Here is a 15,509-nt window from a genome sequence, read left to right as displayed (position 1 = left end):
TGTCAGGCAGGGGCTGATCCCTGTTCGATGAAAAGGAAGAGATCATGACGGATTCCACTCCCGTATATGCCGCGCACTTGATTCAGCAAGCGGTGGCTGCGCAGTTCGCATCGCGTCCAACCGTACGTTCGGCGGTGACGCAACTGCTGACGGAACGCTTGAATACCAAGTTCTGGCAGCACGCTTTTGACGTGAACACCACCTATGTGGTGCTGACCGTAGACGACGAGGGCAAACCTCTGGGCCGTCAACGTTATCGTTTATTGCTGGATATTGTGCTGGAGCATGTAGCCAATCAAAAACCGCTCAATTACCGGTATTACAGTGCCAGCGAATGTTTTGTCGCAATGAGTGAGCACGTGCCGCCCGCAGGAGGGTTCAGCGCAATTGAGGCGATGAGCGCAATCGAGCCGGTACTGCTGAATGTCATTGCCGTGTGGCAGGTGGCTCTGCAAGACGCGCTCACCACCTACTGGAATCAACCCGCCGATACCGGTGGCGACCGTCTGCACTGGTTGGCGCAGATGATTCAGGATCAGTTGCGCCAGGGTGTCAGTGTGACGCCTCACCTGTCGGACGGGCAACGTACTTTCTTGCTGCAAATGCTCAACTATCCCAATCGCAATGATCGTTTGAACAAGTCCACCCTTGATCGTCGTACCAAGGTCTACAGTGTGGCCGGCACGTTTGAGGCGGAGCAAACCTACCATGTGCTCACGTCAGAGATTCTCATCGAGTGTGTTGAAGGTCGCAAAATCACCTATTGCCACTGCAAGGTCAATGGCTCAATTGAATGGTTTTCCTTGCTGGACCAGTTCACTCTCGCCTGGAGCACAAGGTTTACCGACAGGTATGTGCTCAAATCGGTCAAATGCGAGCTTTACGAGCCGGGCAGCGACTTTCTCGACACGCAGGCGATGTGCATATTAGAGCGCCAACTGGCTGCAATCATGGCATTGAATCGGCCGTTGACGCTGGCCGAACTGGAGCGCCAGGTGGCCATTGCCACTGACCCGGTTGTTGCTTTTTCCGCGCTGGGAGAAAGCGATCCACCCGATCTGACGCCTGTCTATAACGCGTTGCCCGAGTGGTTGCGTGGGGCATCCATCGCAGACCGGTATGCCTACCGTTCGCACCTGATCGCCCTGGCCAGTGTGTACAAAGAGGCCAAGGGCAAGCGCTTCAACGATGACATCAGCGATTTGTATACTTTTGCCGCGAATGCCTTGCAGGCACAAATGCGCAGGGATCAACCGCTGGCACCGGGCTATCACGCGGATGACCTGTTGCTCACCTTCGTCGACCCGCTAGGCCCGGGGGGCGAGGGGACGGTGGGCACGCTCAACAAGTACACGCTGACGCTTACGGAACTGGCTGTGGAGAACCTGACAGCCGTTCGTAGCAGCCATATGACCATCACCCATGCCAAGGGGCAACTGATCCAGTCGTGGTGGTTGACGCCGGCCTATATCAAGAACCTGGTTACCCGCGTCAATATTGGTCAGCGCTACCCGCAATGGATTTATCAGCGGCTGCTCAGTACGGTTGATGAAGCCCAGCGTCGGGAAAAACTCTACAGCGATGAACTGCGCGAATTGCTTGTGCTACAAGCGCTTGAGTGCAAAGTGCTCAAGACGTCGTACATGACGGAGTCTGGGTATCAGATGATCAAGGCACTCATGCAGCTTCATCCTGAGGGGCGCGTGGTGGGCGACCAGGCCATCTGTATCCGGCCCCTCACGCTGTTATCGGTGCCTTCGCTGCCTCCCCACGTGGTTGCCGGTATGTTTGTGATAGGCCCTGTCAACGTTAACGCGGGTCGGCATGTCTTGTACCGGCCATTGCATCGCCAGCCATTGATCGAATACCCCAGTTGGTCTGCGTTGTTTGCCGGGATTGCACAGCCAGGAGCCGTGCAGAACAGCGTGCTGCAATGGCTGCCGGACAGTGCGCGTCGGTTGTATGAGGCGGGTGGGTTTTACCGGATGAACCTGGCGTCCCAGAGTGTCCATGAGTCCTCTTCGTTCCCGATTCGGGCTGGTGCGGCCAAGTTGTCTGAGTCAGCCTTGAGTGCAGATTTCATGCATACGTTATATGCCAGCATGAGTGCAACGTTAACCGAGCTGGCCGATCGGCAATCGGTGTCCAATACCGAGCAACGCTGGCAGTCCTTGATCACCGGTGGTTGGTTGCTGTTCAGTACGGTAATTCCCAACCTGCCCTTGACCTGGCCCTTGCGTATGTTGACGGGCATGACGTTCACGTATCTGGCCGTGCAGAAGGATATTGAAACGTTGCGCTCGATGGATGAGCAGAGCAAAACTCCCGTTGTGATTGATTTGCTCTTCAACTGCGCCGTGGTCCTTTTGCATCTCACGCCGGCGACCACGCGTCTTGCACCGCGATCGGTCGTATCAGACAGCGACTGGCTTCCGGGAAGCGTTAAAACGTTAGCCGAAATGACGTCACCGGTGAGATCAGCGGCCGTTGAACTGGCCAACAGTAATCCTGTGGAAGTCCCTGTCGGCAACCGTCAAACCGCATTGGATTTTTCCTGGTTCAACAACCCCCGAATAAAGCTTACGCAATGGCAGCTCAGTTGGTTGGATCGAAACCGTGCAGGAAACGTGGCCGGTGAAATGGTGGGCGTTACCCGCGGGGAATATAAAGGGTTGTTCACCGCCAACCGGAAGATGTACGCCGTCATTGATGGCTTTTTATACCCTGTGCAGTTTGAAGATGACGATGTTTACCTGATGAGCCCTCACGATCCGCAAGACCTTGGGCCACGTATTGTGGGCGATGATGCGGGTGTCTGGAGATTTGATGTTCGTGCCCGTTTATTGGGCGGAGGGCCAAAAAGACGTTTGTGGGCGATGAGAGAACAACGCAATAAACGTTATGACGAACTGCGTGAAAAATTGACACGCTACAACTCGCGGGCCAAAGAGCTGGAAGCTGAGCTTGAAATCGCTCAAAACGCCAGTGACCGTTTATTTCATAAGGATGCTGCCGAGCTATTGCCCGAGCGACGCGCTGCACTCAAAGAGTTGATCGCGGTACTTGAACGGCAAAAGCCGGAATACACTGAAGCGCTTGAGCTGTTTCTGGAAAAGCAGACGATACGGCCCGAAGATAAGGATCCGACCAATTTAATCGGCTTCTATAAGTACCTGGTGCGCCTTACAAGTACGTTGTACGACTGCCACATCCTGCTGACAGGTGTGCATCAATTGCAATATCCCGAGGTGTACAGCATTGAGGGACGCTTCATCAGGGTCGATCTGCTTGAATCGGTAGCCTATCGGCTGGATTGTCTGGCGCAGGTTGCAACGCTGGAAAAGTCGGCTGGTTATTTCCTGGAGATGGACCGTTATATTCAAAAACTGCGGGATGTCCCCAAACTGGGTCATGAAGCGGCAGTTGAAGCTAAAAAGCTCTATGTCGGTGACAGTTCGACCTTCTACCGTTCAGCCGTCATTTGCCGGGCCCATCAGCTGGTTGCTTACATTGACCTGATCGTGCAGACCCCGGGCAGTGAAGAGTGGATCACTTTGCGGCAGATCCTCTCAGAGTTGTACTACACCGCTGACAGCCAGCATGAACTGGTCGACCCCGATTTATTCAGTGCCGCAGAGCGCACTGAAATCCTCAATGATATTCGCGAGCGTTATGCAAGGGCAGAAGACCGGCTGGGGATCTTCCGCGAAGGAGCCAGTTCGCGCTTGTTCCTGCCTGTGTTCGAACGCATGCTGTTGGTCATCAAAGAATTGGATCGAAATGCCGAGACGATGCTGCTGGAGCAAGCCAGGCTTGACTCAGAGTGGTTGCCGGCGCAATCCGTGCCTGCGCGTGTCCCTCACTACACACGCAAAATCATTCGCACCCGTAAAAGGGGGATTTTGATCGGTAAGGGCAGAAGCGCGGAAGGGCAAACCGATATCGCGGATGTTGGAGGGGCAGCAGAGGCTCAAGGTAGCCATAGCGGCCCTTCTTCATTTGTGACGGCATCATTCCAGCAAACAGCGCCTGGCCAGTGGGTAGAGGTGCAAATACCGCAATTGCCTGTCAGCGCGAGGCCACTGGGCGTGCTCAAGGCAGAGGCCAACGCACTGATCGATAGCGTGAATACCCAGATACATCGGGTCAAGAGCTACGCCAAACGTTCAAAGTTCCCCCTGGAGCTCGAAGAAATTCTGGATCGTTATGCTCAGAAGCTCGATAAGCTCGGGCTCGAAATCAGGCATGCTGCGCCGGACCAACCACCCGTTGATACGCCGCGCCCGGGTACCGTGCCGATGTATCTCAAGCGCCTTGCAGTGGGAGCCAGGCATCTGCGAGAGCAGGGCGTAGAGCTGTTATGGTCGTTGCCGCCTACGGCTGCCACCGTTGAGTCCTTGCTGGAGCGACAACAGGTCAGCCTTGTCAAAATCAATGCGCGAATTTCCATGAGGGGGGAGCGTCAGGATTTTGTCCAGGAGTTCGAAATCAAAAACACCAAGGGGCGAGTGCTCTGGTACGCGCACTTGCATTACCCGGACCTGAACACCCCGGCACAAAAGGTCAACACGGCACATTTCAAGCTGGCTTCCCAGCGTTACATGAGCCAACGCGCCGAAGACGCCAAAGCCAAACCGGGCAGCGTCCCTACCCAGGTGTATTACGGCGCTATCCACCCGGCGATGCTGACTCGGCGTTTTCTGCCACTGGAGGTGCAGTAACACACAGACAGGCATGGGTTCATGCGCGGCTTTGACCTATCATTACGCCTTTCTCACAGGTGAATGATTAATGAGCGATTCAAACCAGACCTTGCGTGCAGCCCTTGAAACCAGCGACATGCTGGAAATTGACGGGCTGCATGCCTTTGACTTTACCCTTGATGCCAAGGGGCTGCTCATTGAAGCCATGGACGGTCGGGCGAATAAACGTTGGAGTATCACCCCCGAGCAGGTCGATGCTGCTGTGTATGACCAACAGCTGCAAAGCTGGACATTGACCGGCGACTCGAGTGAACACCGCCTGGTTTGCTTTAGCGCGGTGTGCGCGAGCAACGATGATGACGAAGAGGTGCTGGATGAAGCTTAGATGGTTGCCCCTGTTGATGGCCTCGAGTGTCGGGGCCATGTCTGCTCATGCCGCCTCGGGCCCTGATGTGGAGCTGCTGGTGGGCTCTTACACCCAAGGCACGAGCCAAGGGATTTATCGCTTGCAGTTTGACAGCCAAAGCGGACATATCACGCCTGAGCCGTTGCAAGTCTTCAAGGCCGCCAACCCGTCATGGCTGACCTTGTCCCCAGACCAACGCCGTCTGTTTGTGGTGAATGAGAATGGGCAAGGCCAGGCCGATGTGGTCGGGCGCGTTAGCAGTATTGCAATAGACCCTGCTACCCACACGTTGCGCCTGATCAGTCAGGTCAATACGTTGGGGGAGAACCCAACCCACTCCAGCCTCAGCGCCGATGAAAAGTACCTGTTTGTGGCCAACTACGGCGTAGGGGCCGATCCGGGTGGCAGCCTTGCCGTGGTGCCGATCAATGCCGACGGCCAGTTGCAGCCTGTGACGCAAATGAGCAGCCATCAGCCGAGCCGGGTCAACCCCGAACGCCAGATGTCCGCCCATGTGCATTCGGTGGTGTCGTCGCCTGACGGCAAGTTTGTCTACGCCAGTGATCTGGGCGCCGACAAAGTGTTTGTCTACCGTTACGACCCAGCGGCCAACCCGGAACACCCTCTGGTTGCTGCCACGCCTGCGGACATTGAGTTACCACCGGGTAGCGGGCCTCGACACTTGTTGTTCTCCAAGGACGGCAAGCACGCGTACTTGACCACTGAAATGAGCGCCCAGGTGTTTGTCTTCGACTATGACAACGGTCAGCTCAAACAGCGTCAGGCTGTGGATCTGGCCCATGGCATGCCTGCCCAGAACCGAGCCGCGGGCGCGTTACATGCATCCGCCGATGGCAAGTTCCTGTATGTGAGCAATCGCGGCAAAGCCAACGAGATACTGGTGTTTAGCATCAACCCGGCGAATGGAGAGTTGAGCGAAATCCAGCGTCGCTCGGTAGACGGTGATCATCCGCGTGAATTTACCCTGAGCCCCAACGGCAAATTCCTGCTGATCGCCAACCAGATGAGCAACGAAATCGTGGTAGTGGAGCGAGATCCGACCACCGGCAAGCTGGGCAAAACCCTGCAAAAGCTGGCAATGGATGCGCCCTCAGACGTCAAATTCATCAATCGCCCATAAGCGTGCAGCTGGAGGCTAAGCCTTCTATCAATCGCAGTAATACTGGTTAGTGGCGCAATGAATTTCAGCGCGAAGACCCTTGGCGTTAAGTTGGTTCCACGGCCTGAACAGGCAAGCAAGCTAACTGAATCGTCGAGGGTTACCGCTATGAACTTCAATCTTTTCTCTGTGATCGCTGCTTCTGCCATTTCCGCCACCGTGGCCTTGCCAGCCAGTGCCAGCTCGGTGGCGAGCGACAAAAAGTCCACGGCCTATACCCAGAAATACCTGCAGCAAAGCGCCAACTTCTATGCGGCCCTGGACCCTAAAACCCACTCCTGAAACCCGTTAGGGGTGGGGCTGCCTCGCGATCTTTTGACCTATGATCGATCGCGAGACACTAAAACCTTCTCCCGCCCTAACGTTGACAGGTCTGCATATGGATGCAGCAATCCAGTCCTGCGGTCCCCCCCCACGTAGGTGTGAACCTGTTGCGCCTGACACGCTCGTTTATGGCACGTATTGCCGTCAGTCACTAGTCAGTATCCAACCAGGGCCGGGTCAAAAGCTCAGCGTGTTCAGCAACTTTGCAGTCGGCCCTTCGGCGGGGCCGACCATGGCGTAGTTGTAGCCGGAGCCTGACCAGTAGTCTGCCTGCAAGTCGCCGTCGCGTCGGATACCCCGTGCCAGCAAGCTGTTTTGCGGGCCTGGCGGGCGGATGTAAAAGCTGATTTGCTGACCCTGAGGGTTTTCATATAACACCATTGCCGCGCCGCCCTGATCGGTGCTCAGCAAGCGGCAACTGATTGGTTCAAAGCCTGCACGGCTCAAGTCCGGCAAACGTTCAGCATGGCTGAAATAACGGTCCATCCAGGCTTGCATGTCGCTGCTGTGCTCGACTTTATAGTCGGCAGGCAGAAACCCTTGTTCGGCAAACATGCGGTGCGCCGCCAGTGCATCGGTCATCGGCAAGATGGCCGGGCTGAGGGTCATTTGCCGGGCCTGCCAGCCGCCGAGCCCACCCACGCTGACCGCAATCAACAAGACTGCCGCCGTAGCCCAATGACGCATTACCTGGCGACGTTGGCGCTGGCGAATGGCCGCGGGATCGAGTGTCGGGTTGTCTGGTTGTAGCAGGGTTTGCTGCAATGCCGTGCGCAGGTTTTGCGCATCGCGTTGCCAGGCATGAACCTTGGCGGCAACCTCGGGGTGGGCGTCTAGATAACGCTCGACATGTTGTCGTTCCGACTCGCTGAGCGCGTGATCGACGTAAGCATGCAGGTCGTGCTCACTGGGCGGGATGGTGATCATTTAAGTCTCCGCAAAGCAGGGCGGGTAATGTCGCCTTCACTGAGTGCGCGCAGGGCCTGGCGTGCGCGTGACAGGCGCGACATCACCGTGCCGATCGGCACTTCGAGAATGTCGGCCACCTGTTGGTAACTCAAGCCCTCGACAGAAATCCATAACAGCAGCGCCCGTTGCTCGGTGCTCAACTGGTCGAATGCTTGCAGTGTGGATTGGGCTATCACGGTGCGCTCGGTGGACGGTTGCGCGTCGTCGCGGCCAGTAAAGAATTCCAGCATGCGCGCATAGCGCCGGTTACGCCGATGGTGGTCGACAAACTGGCGGTACAGGATGGTAAACAGCCAGGCGCGTAAATCACCGTCCGGGCGTTTACTGGCGGCATTGCCGAGCGCGCGCTCAAGACAGTTTTGCACCAGGTCGTCGGCATTGCTGGCGTGGCGCGTCAACGACAGGGCAAAGCGCCTGAGGCTCGGCATTAGTTCGCGCAATTGCTCGTCAAATGAGGGCATGGTGACTGGCGCCGGGTGAGGTCGTTAATCGGATCAGCGTCATGAAGACGGCCAGGTTTAACTTTTATTCCACGGACTTGAAAAATAAATAATCAGAAAAAATTGCCTTGCGCCGGGAATAAGCCTGATCGACCTGCGTCTCACAGGCCATATCCACCTGATGGCCCATGGCCTCGGAGCGCTTTATGGTAGATCAATTGCCGCCTGTGCGGCCCCTCAAGGCTGCACTGAGCCCTACCAGCATGATGCTGCGTCTGGCGGCTATCGGTGCAGTGGTGGCGGCTATCGCCGCAGCCTTCTATTACGTCAATGGCACCCTTGATGCGCAGCGGTTGCGCCCCAAGACCCTGGTCAACGCACTGGAGCGCAACAACGGCGTACACCCCGGTTATCGACGCAACCACGCCAAAGGCATGTGTGTGATCGGTTATTTCGAGAGTAACGGTAGTGCACAGGCGTTATCGAATGCGCAAGTGTTTGCGGCTGGACGCACGCCGGTTGTGGGGCGTTTTGCCTTGCCGAGCGGTAACCCTTATGCGCCGGACAGCAGTGTGCCGATTCGCAGTCTGGCGCTACGCTTTACCCAGGCCAATGGCCAGCAGTGGCGCACCGGGATGAACAGCATGCCGGTTTTCCCGGTGGGCACGCCTGAAGCGTTCTATGCAATGTTGCAAGCGGGGGCGCCGGACCCGGCCACCGGCAAGCCGAAGCCCGACGCCATGCCGGCGTTTTTTGCCGCGCACCCGGAGACGGCAGCGTTTCTGCAATGGGTGAAGACCGCTAAACCCTCTGCCAGCTTTGCCACCGAAACTTACAACGCAATTAACGCTTTTTATCTGGTCAATGAGGCCGGACAACGTCAGGCGGTGCGTTGGGCAGTAGTACCAGAAGGGCGGGACGCAGCTGACGCGAGTGCACCAAACGATGCTGACTATCTGCAAAAAGACCTGGTGCAACGCTTGTCAGCCGGCCCATTGCGATGGCAGTTCAACCTGACCTTGGCCGAGGCGGGCGACCCGGTAAACGATGCGAGTAAAACCTGGCCAGCCAGCCGTAAGGTGGTCAATGCGGGAACCCTGGTGCTGCAAAGTGCGGAGCCACAAAACGATGGGGAATGCCGTGACATCAACTACGATCCGTTGATTTTGCCCAATGGCATCGAAGGCTCGGATGACCCGCTGCTGGCTGCGCGCTCGGCCGCTTATGCCAGCTCTTATTTGCGGCGTACCAGTGAAGTTGATCAGCTGTCCCAGGAGAAACGTCCATGAGCACACCGAATTCGCATTTCGCACCTCTGGCGCGCCTCCTGCACTGGCTAATGGCGCTGATGATCATTGCCATGCTGTTTATTGGGGCTGGGCTGGCGGCTTCGGTCTCCGAGCGGCATGAATGGCTGTTGAACCTGCACAAACCCTTGGGCATTGCGATTTTGCTGCTGGTGATCGTGAGACTGTTTGTGCGTTTCACGACCCGACAACCGTCGCTGCCTGCTGATATGGCGTCGGTACAGGTGCTGGCGGCAAAACTGTCGCACCTGTTGCTGTACGCGCTGATGTTCGCGTTGCCCGTCGTGGGTTGGGCGATGATCTCGGCGGCGGGAGACCCGGTGATGCTGAGCAGTTCGTTGCAACTGCCAGCCATCCTGCCTGCCAATCCAGGCACCTTTGCATTCTTGCGCAAGGCCCATACGTACCTGGCGTATTTAATGTTCCTTACCGTGCTGCTGCACTTGGCCGCGGCGTTGTTCCATGGCTGGGTACGCCGTGACGGGGTGTTGGAAAGCATGGTCCGGGGCAAGGATTAAAAGCCCTGTAGTCGCTGCCCAAGAATGAGGCTGCGATGGGGTGCGCAGCGACCGCCAAGATGGCGGTCCTGCGCGCCGCATTACTGACAGATCGCGTACGCAGCGTCCCCAGTCAGGCCGTTTTGGCCATGACGGAGGTAAACAGTTCTGACGCTAAAAACCGTTCAAGCCAGGCATTCAGGCGCGGGTAGGGGGCTTGATCAAACCATTCACGGTCGACGTGGGCGAATTGGCGTATGAATGGCGCCAGGGCAACGTCCGCCAGGCTCAAGCTGTCGCCTGCCAGGTACGGGGTCTGTTCAAGCAGGCCTTCAAGCCGCTGTAAAAACGCCGCGCCTTGCGCCCGATAATGCTCCATCGGCTGTTCCGGGTAGCGGATGGCGTATTTGTAACGGTCCAGATGGGCCTTGAATTCAACGTCGTTGGCTTCAATCAGCGCCGCACTGTCCGGGCCAAGCCAGTTGTCCGGGTCATGCTGGGCCAAGGCCCAGTGCATGATCTCCAGGCTTTGTTCAATCACCCGGCCATCGGCACAGGCCAATACCGGCACAGTGCCTTTGGGCGACAGCTCAAGCATTTCTGGCGGTTTGGCCTTGAGGCTGACTTCTACAATCGACAATGGCACGCCGCTGTAACGCAGTGCCATGCGCGCCCGCATGGCATACGGGCAACGGCGGAAGGAATACAGCACTGGCGCGGTCATTTCACTTGCACCGTGCTCAAGCCATTGCCTTGGCGCTGCACCTGGATTTGTACCGGAATGCGTTCATGCATTTCCTGCACATGGGAAATTACCCCAACTTTGCGTCCCTGGGCTTGCAGGCCGTCGAGGGCATCCATTGCCAATTGCAGGGATTCGGGGTCGAGGCTGCCAAACCCTTCGTCGATAAACAGCGACTCGATTTTCAGCGTACTGGACGCCATCGACGCCAGCCCCAACGCCAGTGCCAACGACACCAGGAAGGTTTCACCACCGGACAGCGAGTGTACGGAGCGCAGTTCGTCGCCCATTTCAGTGTCCATCACCAGCAAACCGAGCATGCTGCCGCCGCGCTTGAGGCGATAACGTTTAACCAGTTGGCGCAATTGGGCGTTGGCGTGGTGCACCAGCAGGTCGAGGTTGTAGGCCTGGGCGATCTTGCGGAATTTGTCGCCGGTGCCCGAACCGATCAACTCGCTCAGACGCGCCCAGCGTTGCCATTCGTCATAGGCTTGGGCGATGCGTTGCGCGAGCGCGTGGTTGGCGTCCTGACGACGCTGGTCTTCTGCCTGTTGCGCCCGCAGTTCTGCCACATTTTGCTCGCTGACGGCGAGCAGCTCGTTCAATTCATTCAGGGCACCCTCAAGCGCTTGGGCATCAAGGTTGCCATTGGCCTGAGCTTGATGCTGCTTGAGGCGTTGCTCACGTTCCTGGAGCAGGACGCGGGTTTGTTCTACAGCTTTTTCGCTGGCTTGCAGGTGCTGACGCAGGTCGCGGATGTGCGTGTCGTCGAAGCTCAGCAATTGTTGTAAACGGTCAGTGTCGAGGGCTGAGTGTTGCCCGCGCCATTGCTCGACCTGTTCGTTCAAGCTGCTGTGTTCAGTGTGCAGGGCGTGCAGGCGATCTTGTTGCGCCTTGAGCTGGGCCGCCAGTTGCACCAATTGGTGGGCGGTGGCTTGCAGCGTTTCGCTGGCGTGCGTCTGGGCGTTGCGAGCCTGCTCAAGCGCCTGTTCCAGATGCTGCTGCCACTGTTCGGCGCTGGTGTGATCGCCCAGTAGGTGCATGAGGCTTTGCTGGCCTGCCTGCTGTTGCTCGAGCAGTTCAGTCACGCTGTGTTGCAGGGCGTCCAGTGCCTTTGTATGAGTGGCTTGCTGATACTGCTCACGCTCGATGCGGCTGGCGCGCTCGGTTTGTTCAGCGTGTTCATCGCGCTGCTCTTCCAGTTGTTCAAGGCGATGGCTGACCTGTTGATCAAGCTGCATGAAGCTCGCGGATGCGTTTTCACGCAACGCCGCCAGAGTGGTCTCGGGCAGCAGGCTGACAAACCCGGCAAGCTCTTCATCAAAGCGCAAGGTGTCGGCTTTGAGGTGTTGTTGCTGCTCGTTGAGTTGTTGCTGGGCTTGCTGGCTGGCTTCGGTGCTGCGTTGCAGGTGTTGCTGCAATGTGGCGGCTTCTTTTTGCAGGGCGAGCAAGGCGTTTTGACGTTGTTCGTCTTGGCTGATGCTGTGCTGTAGCTGGCTCAAGCGTTGAGTCAGCCAGGCTTCGCGCTTGGCCGGTTCTTGCGCTTGCCATTGTGCATACAGCGGGTGGGCTTCCAGGCCTGGCGCCAGTGCCTGTTGCTCTTCGCCAAGCTGCTGGTGCTGCTGAATCAATTCGCGTTGCTGCGCGTTAACCCCGGCGAGTTGCTCACGCAATTGGTTGAGTGTTTCCTTGAGGGTATCGACCGTCTTGCGTGCGTTGGCCTCTTCTTCCTCGTCAAAGCGCGACAGGCTCTGCAACAGCGCTTCAGGCTGATGATAGGGGTGCTCATGGCTGCCGCAGACGGGGCAGGGCTGGTCGTCCTGAAGCTGTGCGCGCAGCTCTTCGACGCTGGCGCTGCGGGCCAGGCGCTGGCGTTCAAGCAGTTGCTGGGTCACGCGCAAAGCTTGTTCGGCGGCTTCAAAGGCGCTCTTGGTCTGCGTCCCTTGTTTGATCAGTTCCTCGCGCTCGGCTTGCAGGTTGTGCAGTTTGAGCTGCACCGCCTGCAAACGCGCCTCAAGGGCCAACTGGCTGCCGCTCAGGCGCTGTAAGTCTTCAAAGGCACGTTGTTGCTGACGGTTGTCAGTCAGCAGGCTGCCCAGAGTCTGGATCTGTTCATTGACGGCGTGGGGTTCGGCGCCAGCTTCCTGGAATAGGATTTCCAGGCTGTTGCGCAGCTCCGTGAGCTGTTGGGCCGCCTGGCTGGCGCGCTGTTCCAGAGCCGGTAATTCTTCGCGTCCTTTGTTCAGCGTAGTGCTCAGGCGCACCAATTGCTGCAGGCTGCGACGGTAACCGTCCCAGGCATTGGCCAAGGGGGCGAGATCGGCACTGAGTTCCAGTTGCGCAGCAATGTGCGCCAAGCGTTCTGTGCCTTGCTGTTGGCGCTCAAGCAAGCCGTTCAAGGCTTTTTGCCCTTCGGCGCAGGTGTCTTCAGCCTGCTTTTTAAGGGCTTGCTGCGCATCCAGAGCCAGGGTCAGGCGGTTGAGGTTGGCTTGTTCCAGATGGGCTTTTTGCAACTGCGGTGCGGCATCACGCAGCCCGGCCTGTGCCTGATCGGCCGCCTGCTGCGCAGTCTGGAGAGCGTGCTCCAGCTGAGTTTGGCGTTGACCCAGTTCGACTTGCTGTTGCAAGTACCCGGCGATCTGTTCGGCCAGCGGGGTGAGTTGCGCGTCCAGTTCGGCCAGGCGCGTGAACTGATGGCGCTGGGGCGCCAGTTGCTCAAGCCAATCGAGGGTTTGCCGTTGTTCGGCTAGACCGTCCCACAGGGTTTGCGCCTCTTGCAATTGCTCGGTAGCGCTGTGGTGTTGTTCTTGTAGCTCACGAAGACTCTTGAGCCACATGTGTTGCTGTTCAAGTTGCTTAAGCTGGCTTTGCCGGGTCTTGAGCAGGTGTTGCGCCTCGTTATGGCGCTGGTCCAGCTCTGCCCGTGCTTCGGGCTCCAGCGGGGTCACCCCGACGGCCTGATCTTGCAGTTGCTTGTGGGCGTCGCGGGCCTCTTTGGTCTTATCAAACGCACGTTTGCCGAGGCGGGTGTATAACGCGGTATCGGTGAGCTTCTCCAGCAGTTCACTGCGCTCGTTGTCATCGGCCTTGAGAAACGCGCTGAACTCGCTTTGAGCGAGCATCACCGCACGGGTGAACTGTTCGAAGTTCAGCCCCAGGCGTGACTCCAACTGCACTTTGTAATCGCCTTTTTGACTGGCCAGTAATTGATCGCTGTCCAGATCACGCAGACTTTGACGGCTGGCTTGCAGCTTGCCATTGGCTTTTTCGCGGGCGCGGTTGGCTTCCCAGCGGGCGCGATAGCGGCGACCGTCAATGCCGACAAAATCGACCTCGGCATAGCCTTCGCCGGTGCCACGGCGCAGCAGGGTACGTGGGTCCCCCGTGGCAATCTCGCCGTCGGCATCCGGGACTTTGGCATCGCGGCCGGTGTGGTTCAAACGCGGCACTGCGCCGAACAAGGCCAGGCACAAGGCGTCGAGCAAAGTACTTTTGCCAGCGCCGGTGGGGCCGGTAATTGCAAACAGCCCCGCGCTGGCCAAGGGCTCGGCCGTGAAGTCCAGTTCAAACGGACCGGCCAGTGACGCCAGGTTTTTAAGGCGAATGGCGAGAATCTTCATGGCTGTTCACCTTCCAACTGTACTTCCTGTAGCAGGACGGCAAAGTCCTTGAGGGTCTGCTCGTCGGCTTCGCTGCCGTAATTGTCTTGCCAGGCGCGGCTGAACAGCTCCTGCGCAGTCAATTGATCGAGTTCGATCAGGCGCGCGCCGTCATCGTCTGCGGACCGTCCGCCGTTACCCGCGTATTCGGCAGAGATACGCACCAGGCGGACCGCTTTACCCTGTAAGGCACTTTCGATTTGCTGGCGCAAGTCGGGCTGTGGTTCATCCAGTTTGACTCGCACTTCGAGCCAGGGCTGGCGTTGAAGATCGGCCAGCAAGTCGATATCCGGCAGATCGGTCAACTGGCTGAGAATGTCTGCCATAGGCGCCGGGCCGATACGTTGCAAGTTAACGGCCCGCGGGATCAGGCGCGTTTCAACGCTGACCAGGCTTTCACCGTCGAGGGTGACCTCGAGAATCTGGTGCTGGTAGCTGATCTCGGAAAACGACAGCGGGATAGGCGAGCCGCAATAACGGATGCGCTCTTCGTTGTTGACCCGTTGCGGCTTGTGCAAATGGCCCAGCGCTACATAGCTGATGCTGGGGCCGAACAGACTGGCGGGCAGGGCTTCGGCATTGCCGATGATCAGGCTACGTTCGGAGTCTTCGGACACTGAGCCGCCCGCCATATGCGCGTGGCTGATGGCAATTAATGCTTGGCCTGGCTTGCGTTTGGCATTGGCGGCCTCGATCAGCCACTCGTGAACCTGGCCAATACCGCGCAGGTAGTCATCACCTAAATGCGCGCCGGTGACTTCTGCAGGCCGTAAAAATGGTAGGGCCAGGCACCAGGCAGCAATGTGGCCGGTGGCGTCTGGCAGTGGAATAAGCAAGCGTTCGGCATCCAACTGGCCATCATCAAGCCACAATACACGGCCCAGCGCGTGGGTGCGCAAACGGCGCATAAGCGGTGCGGGCAATTCGATCCGCGAGCCAGAATCATGGTTGCCGGCGATCATCACGATGGTCAGCTTGGGTTGCTGCTCGTGGGCGCTGACGATGAAGTCGTAAAGACGCTCCTGGGCTTTGACCGGGGGGTTGACGGTGTCGAAGATATCGCCGGCGATCAGCAGGACATCGGGCTGAGCAACGGCCAGTTGGGTCAGCAGCCAGCTCAGGAAGCAGGCATGCTCGAAGTCGCGTTCCTGGCCGTGGAGGTTTTGCCCCAGGTGCCAGTCGGAAGTGTGAAACAGGCGCATAACAAAATCCGTTTAAAAGGGTAACGCCTGATCTGTAGGAGTGTGCTTGCCTGGCGATCTGTTTAACAATCAAAAGATCG

Annotated in this window: 11 protein-coding genes; 6 read left to right on the top strand and 5 right to left on the bottom strand. The window is 57.9% G+C overall.

The window, feature by feature from the left end:
- Nucleotides 1–44 precede the first annotated feature (44 nt).
- The 4 genes from NTD86_RS11030 to NTD86_RS11015 all read left to right on the top strand — a co-directional run bounded on the left by NTD86_RS11030 (nt 45) and on the right by NTD86_RS11015 (nt 6,571).
- Nucleotides 45–4,721 (top strand): dermonecrotic toxin domain-containing protein, encoded by a 4,677-nt coding sequence (locus tag NTD86_RS11030; protein WP_262202247.1) that lies wholly within the window; start codon nt 45–47, stop codon nt 4,719–4,721.
- 70 nt (nt 4,722–4,791) lie between these two features.
- A complete protein-coding gene (locus NTD86_RS11025; RefSeq protein WP_262202246.1) occupies nt 4,792–5,088 on the top strand; it encodes a DUF5629 family protein in 297 nt (98 codons plus the stop codon).
- Nucleotides 5,078–6,250 carry a lactonase family protein gene (locus NTD86_RS11020; protein WP_262202245.1) on the top strand — a complete coding sequence of 391 codons (1,173 nt, stop codon included), beginning with the start codon at nt 5,078–5,080 and terminating at the stop codon, nt 6,248–6,250. Before NTD86_RS11025 ends, NTD86_RS11020 begins: the two co-directional genes overlap by 11 nt.
- 147 nt (nt 6,251–6,397) lie before the next feature.
- Complete coding sequence (locus NTD86_RS11015; protein WP_262202244.1) at nt 6,398–6,571, top strand: hypothetical protein; 174 nt, start codon at nt 6,398–6,400, stop codon at nt 6,569–6,571.
- Nucleotides 6,572–6,790: 219 nt separating this feature from the next.
- On the opposite strand, the gene NTD86_RS11010 is transcribed toward NTD86_RS11015, so the two are convergent.
- Together NTD86_RS11010 and NTD86_RS11005 are read right to left on the bottom strand one after the other, a co-directional pair.
- Nucleotides 6,791–7,540 carry an anti-sigma factor family protein gene (locus NTD86_RS11010; RefSeq protein WP_262202243.1) on the bottom strand — a complete coding sequence of 250 codons (750 nt, stop codon included), beginning with the start codon at nt 7,538–7,540 and terminating at the stop codon, nt 6,791–6,793.
- On the bottom strand, nt 7,537–8,043 hold the full coding sequence (locus NTD86_RS11005; RefSeq protein WP_262202242.1) for a sigma-70 family RNA polymerase sigma factor: 507 nt from the start codon (nt 8,041–8,043) through the stop codon (nt 7,537–7,539). The genes NTD86_RS11010 and NTD86_RS11005 overlap by 4 nt, the downstream gene beginning before the upstream one ends.
- Before the next feature lie 185 nt (nt 8,044–8,228).
- Here NTD86_RS11005 and NTD86_RS11000 point away from each other — a divergent pair, with 185 nt between their 5' ends.
- On the top strand, nt 8,229–9,311 hold the full coding sequence (locus NTD86_RS11000) for a catalase family peroxidase (RefSeq protein ID WP_262202241.1): 1,083 nt from the start codon (nt 8,229–8,231) through the stop codon (nt 9,309–9,311).
- Complete coding sequence (locus NTD86_RS10995; RefSeq protein ID WP_262202240.1) at nt 9,308–9,847, top strand: cytochrome b; 540 nt, start codon at nt 9,308–9,310, stop codon at nt 9,845–9,847. Before NTD86_RS11000 ends, NTD86_RS10995 begins: the two co-directional genes overlap by 4 nt.
- Nucleotides 9,848–9,959: 112 nt before the next feature.
- Here NTD86_RS10995 and NTD86_RS10990 read toward each other — a convergent pair whose 3' ends face one another.
- The 3 genes from NTD86_RS10990 to NTD86_RS10980 are packed head-to-tail and all read right to left on the bottom strand — an operon-like array spanning nt 9,960 to nt 15,429.
- Nucleotides 9,960–10,550, bottom strand: coding sequence for a glutathione S-transferase (locus NTD86_RS10990; protein ID WP_262202239.1), 591 nt, complete (start codon nt 10,548–10,550; stop codon nt 9,960–9,962).
- Nucleotides 10,547–14,188 (bottom strand): SbcC/MukB-like Walker B domain-containing protein, encoded by a 3,642-nt coding sequence (locus NTD86_RS10985; protein WP_262202238.1) that lies wholly within the window; start codon nt 14,186–14,188, stop codon nt 10,547–10,549. The genes NTD86_RS10990 and NTD86_RS10985 overlap by 4 nt, the downstream gene beginning before the upstream one ends.
- A complete protein-coding gene (locus NTD86_RS10980; protein ID WP_262202237.1) occupies nt 14,185–15,429 on the bottom strand; it encodes an exonuclease SbcCD subunit D C-terminal domain-containing protein in 1,245 nt (414 codons plus the stop codon). The genes NTD86_RS10985 and NTD86_RS10980 overlap by 4 nt, the downstream gene beginning before the upstream one ends.
- Nucleotides 15,430–15,509: the final 80 nt, after the last annotated feature.

It is taken from the genome of Pseudomonas sp. 7P_10.2_Bac1 (assembly GCF_025465935.1).
Lineage (GTDB): Bacteria > Pseudomonadota > Gammaproteobacteria > Pseudomonadales > Pseudomonadaceae > Aquipseudomonas.
This window is presented reverse-complemented; position numbering and strand designations above follow the sequence as displayed.

What these genes read in the sequence shown, in the direction of transcription:
- NTD86_RS11025 (WP_262202246.1), top strand. Translation starts at nt 4,792, where the DNA reads ATGAGCGATTCAAACCAGACCTTGCGTGCAGCCCTTGAAACCAGCGAC.
- NTD86_RS11005 (WP_262202242.1), bottom strand. Translation starts at nt 8,043, where the DNA reads ATGCCCTCATTTGACGAGCAATTGCGCGAACTAATGCCGAGCCTCAGG.
- NTD86_RS11015 (WP_262202244.1), top strand. Translation starts at nt 6,398, where the DNA reads ATGAACTTCAATCTTTTCTCTGTGATCGCTGCTTCTGCCATTTCCGCC.
- NTD86_RS11000 (WP_262202241.1), top strand. Translation starts at nt 8,229, where the DNA reads ATGGTAGATCAATTGCCGCCTGTGCGGCCCCTCAAGGCTGCACTGAGC.
- NTD86_RS10995 (WP_262202240.1), top strand. Translation starts at nt 9,308, where the DNA reads ATGAGCACACCGAATTCGCATTTCGCACCTCTGGCGCGCCTCCTGCAC.
- NTD86_RS10980 (WP_262202237.1), bottom strand. Translation starts at nt 15,429, where the DNA reads ATGCGCCTGTTTCACACTTCCGACTGGCACCTGGGGCAAAACCTCCAC.
- NTD86_RS11030 (WP_262202247.1), top strand. Translation starts at nt 45, where the DNA reads ATGACGGATTCCACTCCCGTATATGCCGCGCACTTGATTCAGCAAGCG.
- NTD86_RS10985 (WP_262202238.1), bottom strand. Translation starts at nt 14,188, where the DNA reads ATGAAGATTCTCGCCATTCGCCTTAAAAACCTGGCGTCACTGGCCGGT.
- NTD86_RS11020 (WP_262202245.1), top strand. Translation starts at nt 5,078, where the DNA reads ATGAAGCTTAGATGGTTGCCCCTGTTGATGGCCTCGAGTGTCGGGGCC.
- NTD86_RS10990 (WP_262202239.1), bottom strand. Translation starts at nt 10,550, where the DNA reads ATGACCGCGCCAGTGCTGTATTCCTTCCGCCGTTGCCCGTATGCCATG.
- NTD86_RS11010 (WP_262202243.1), bottom strand. Translation starts at nt 7,540, where the DNA reads ATGATCACCATCCCGCCCAGTGAGCACGACCTGCATGCTTACGTCGAT.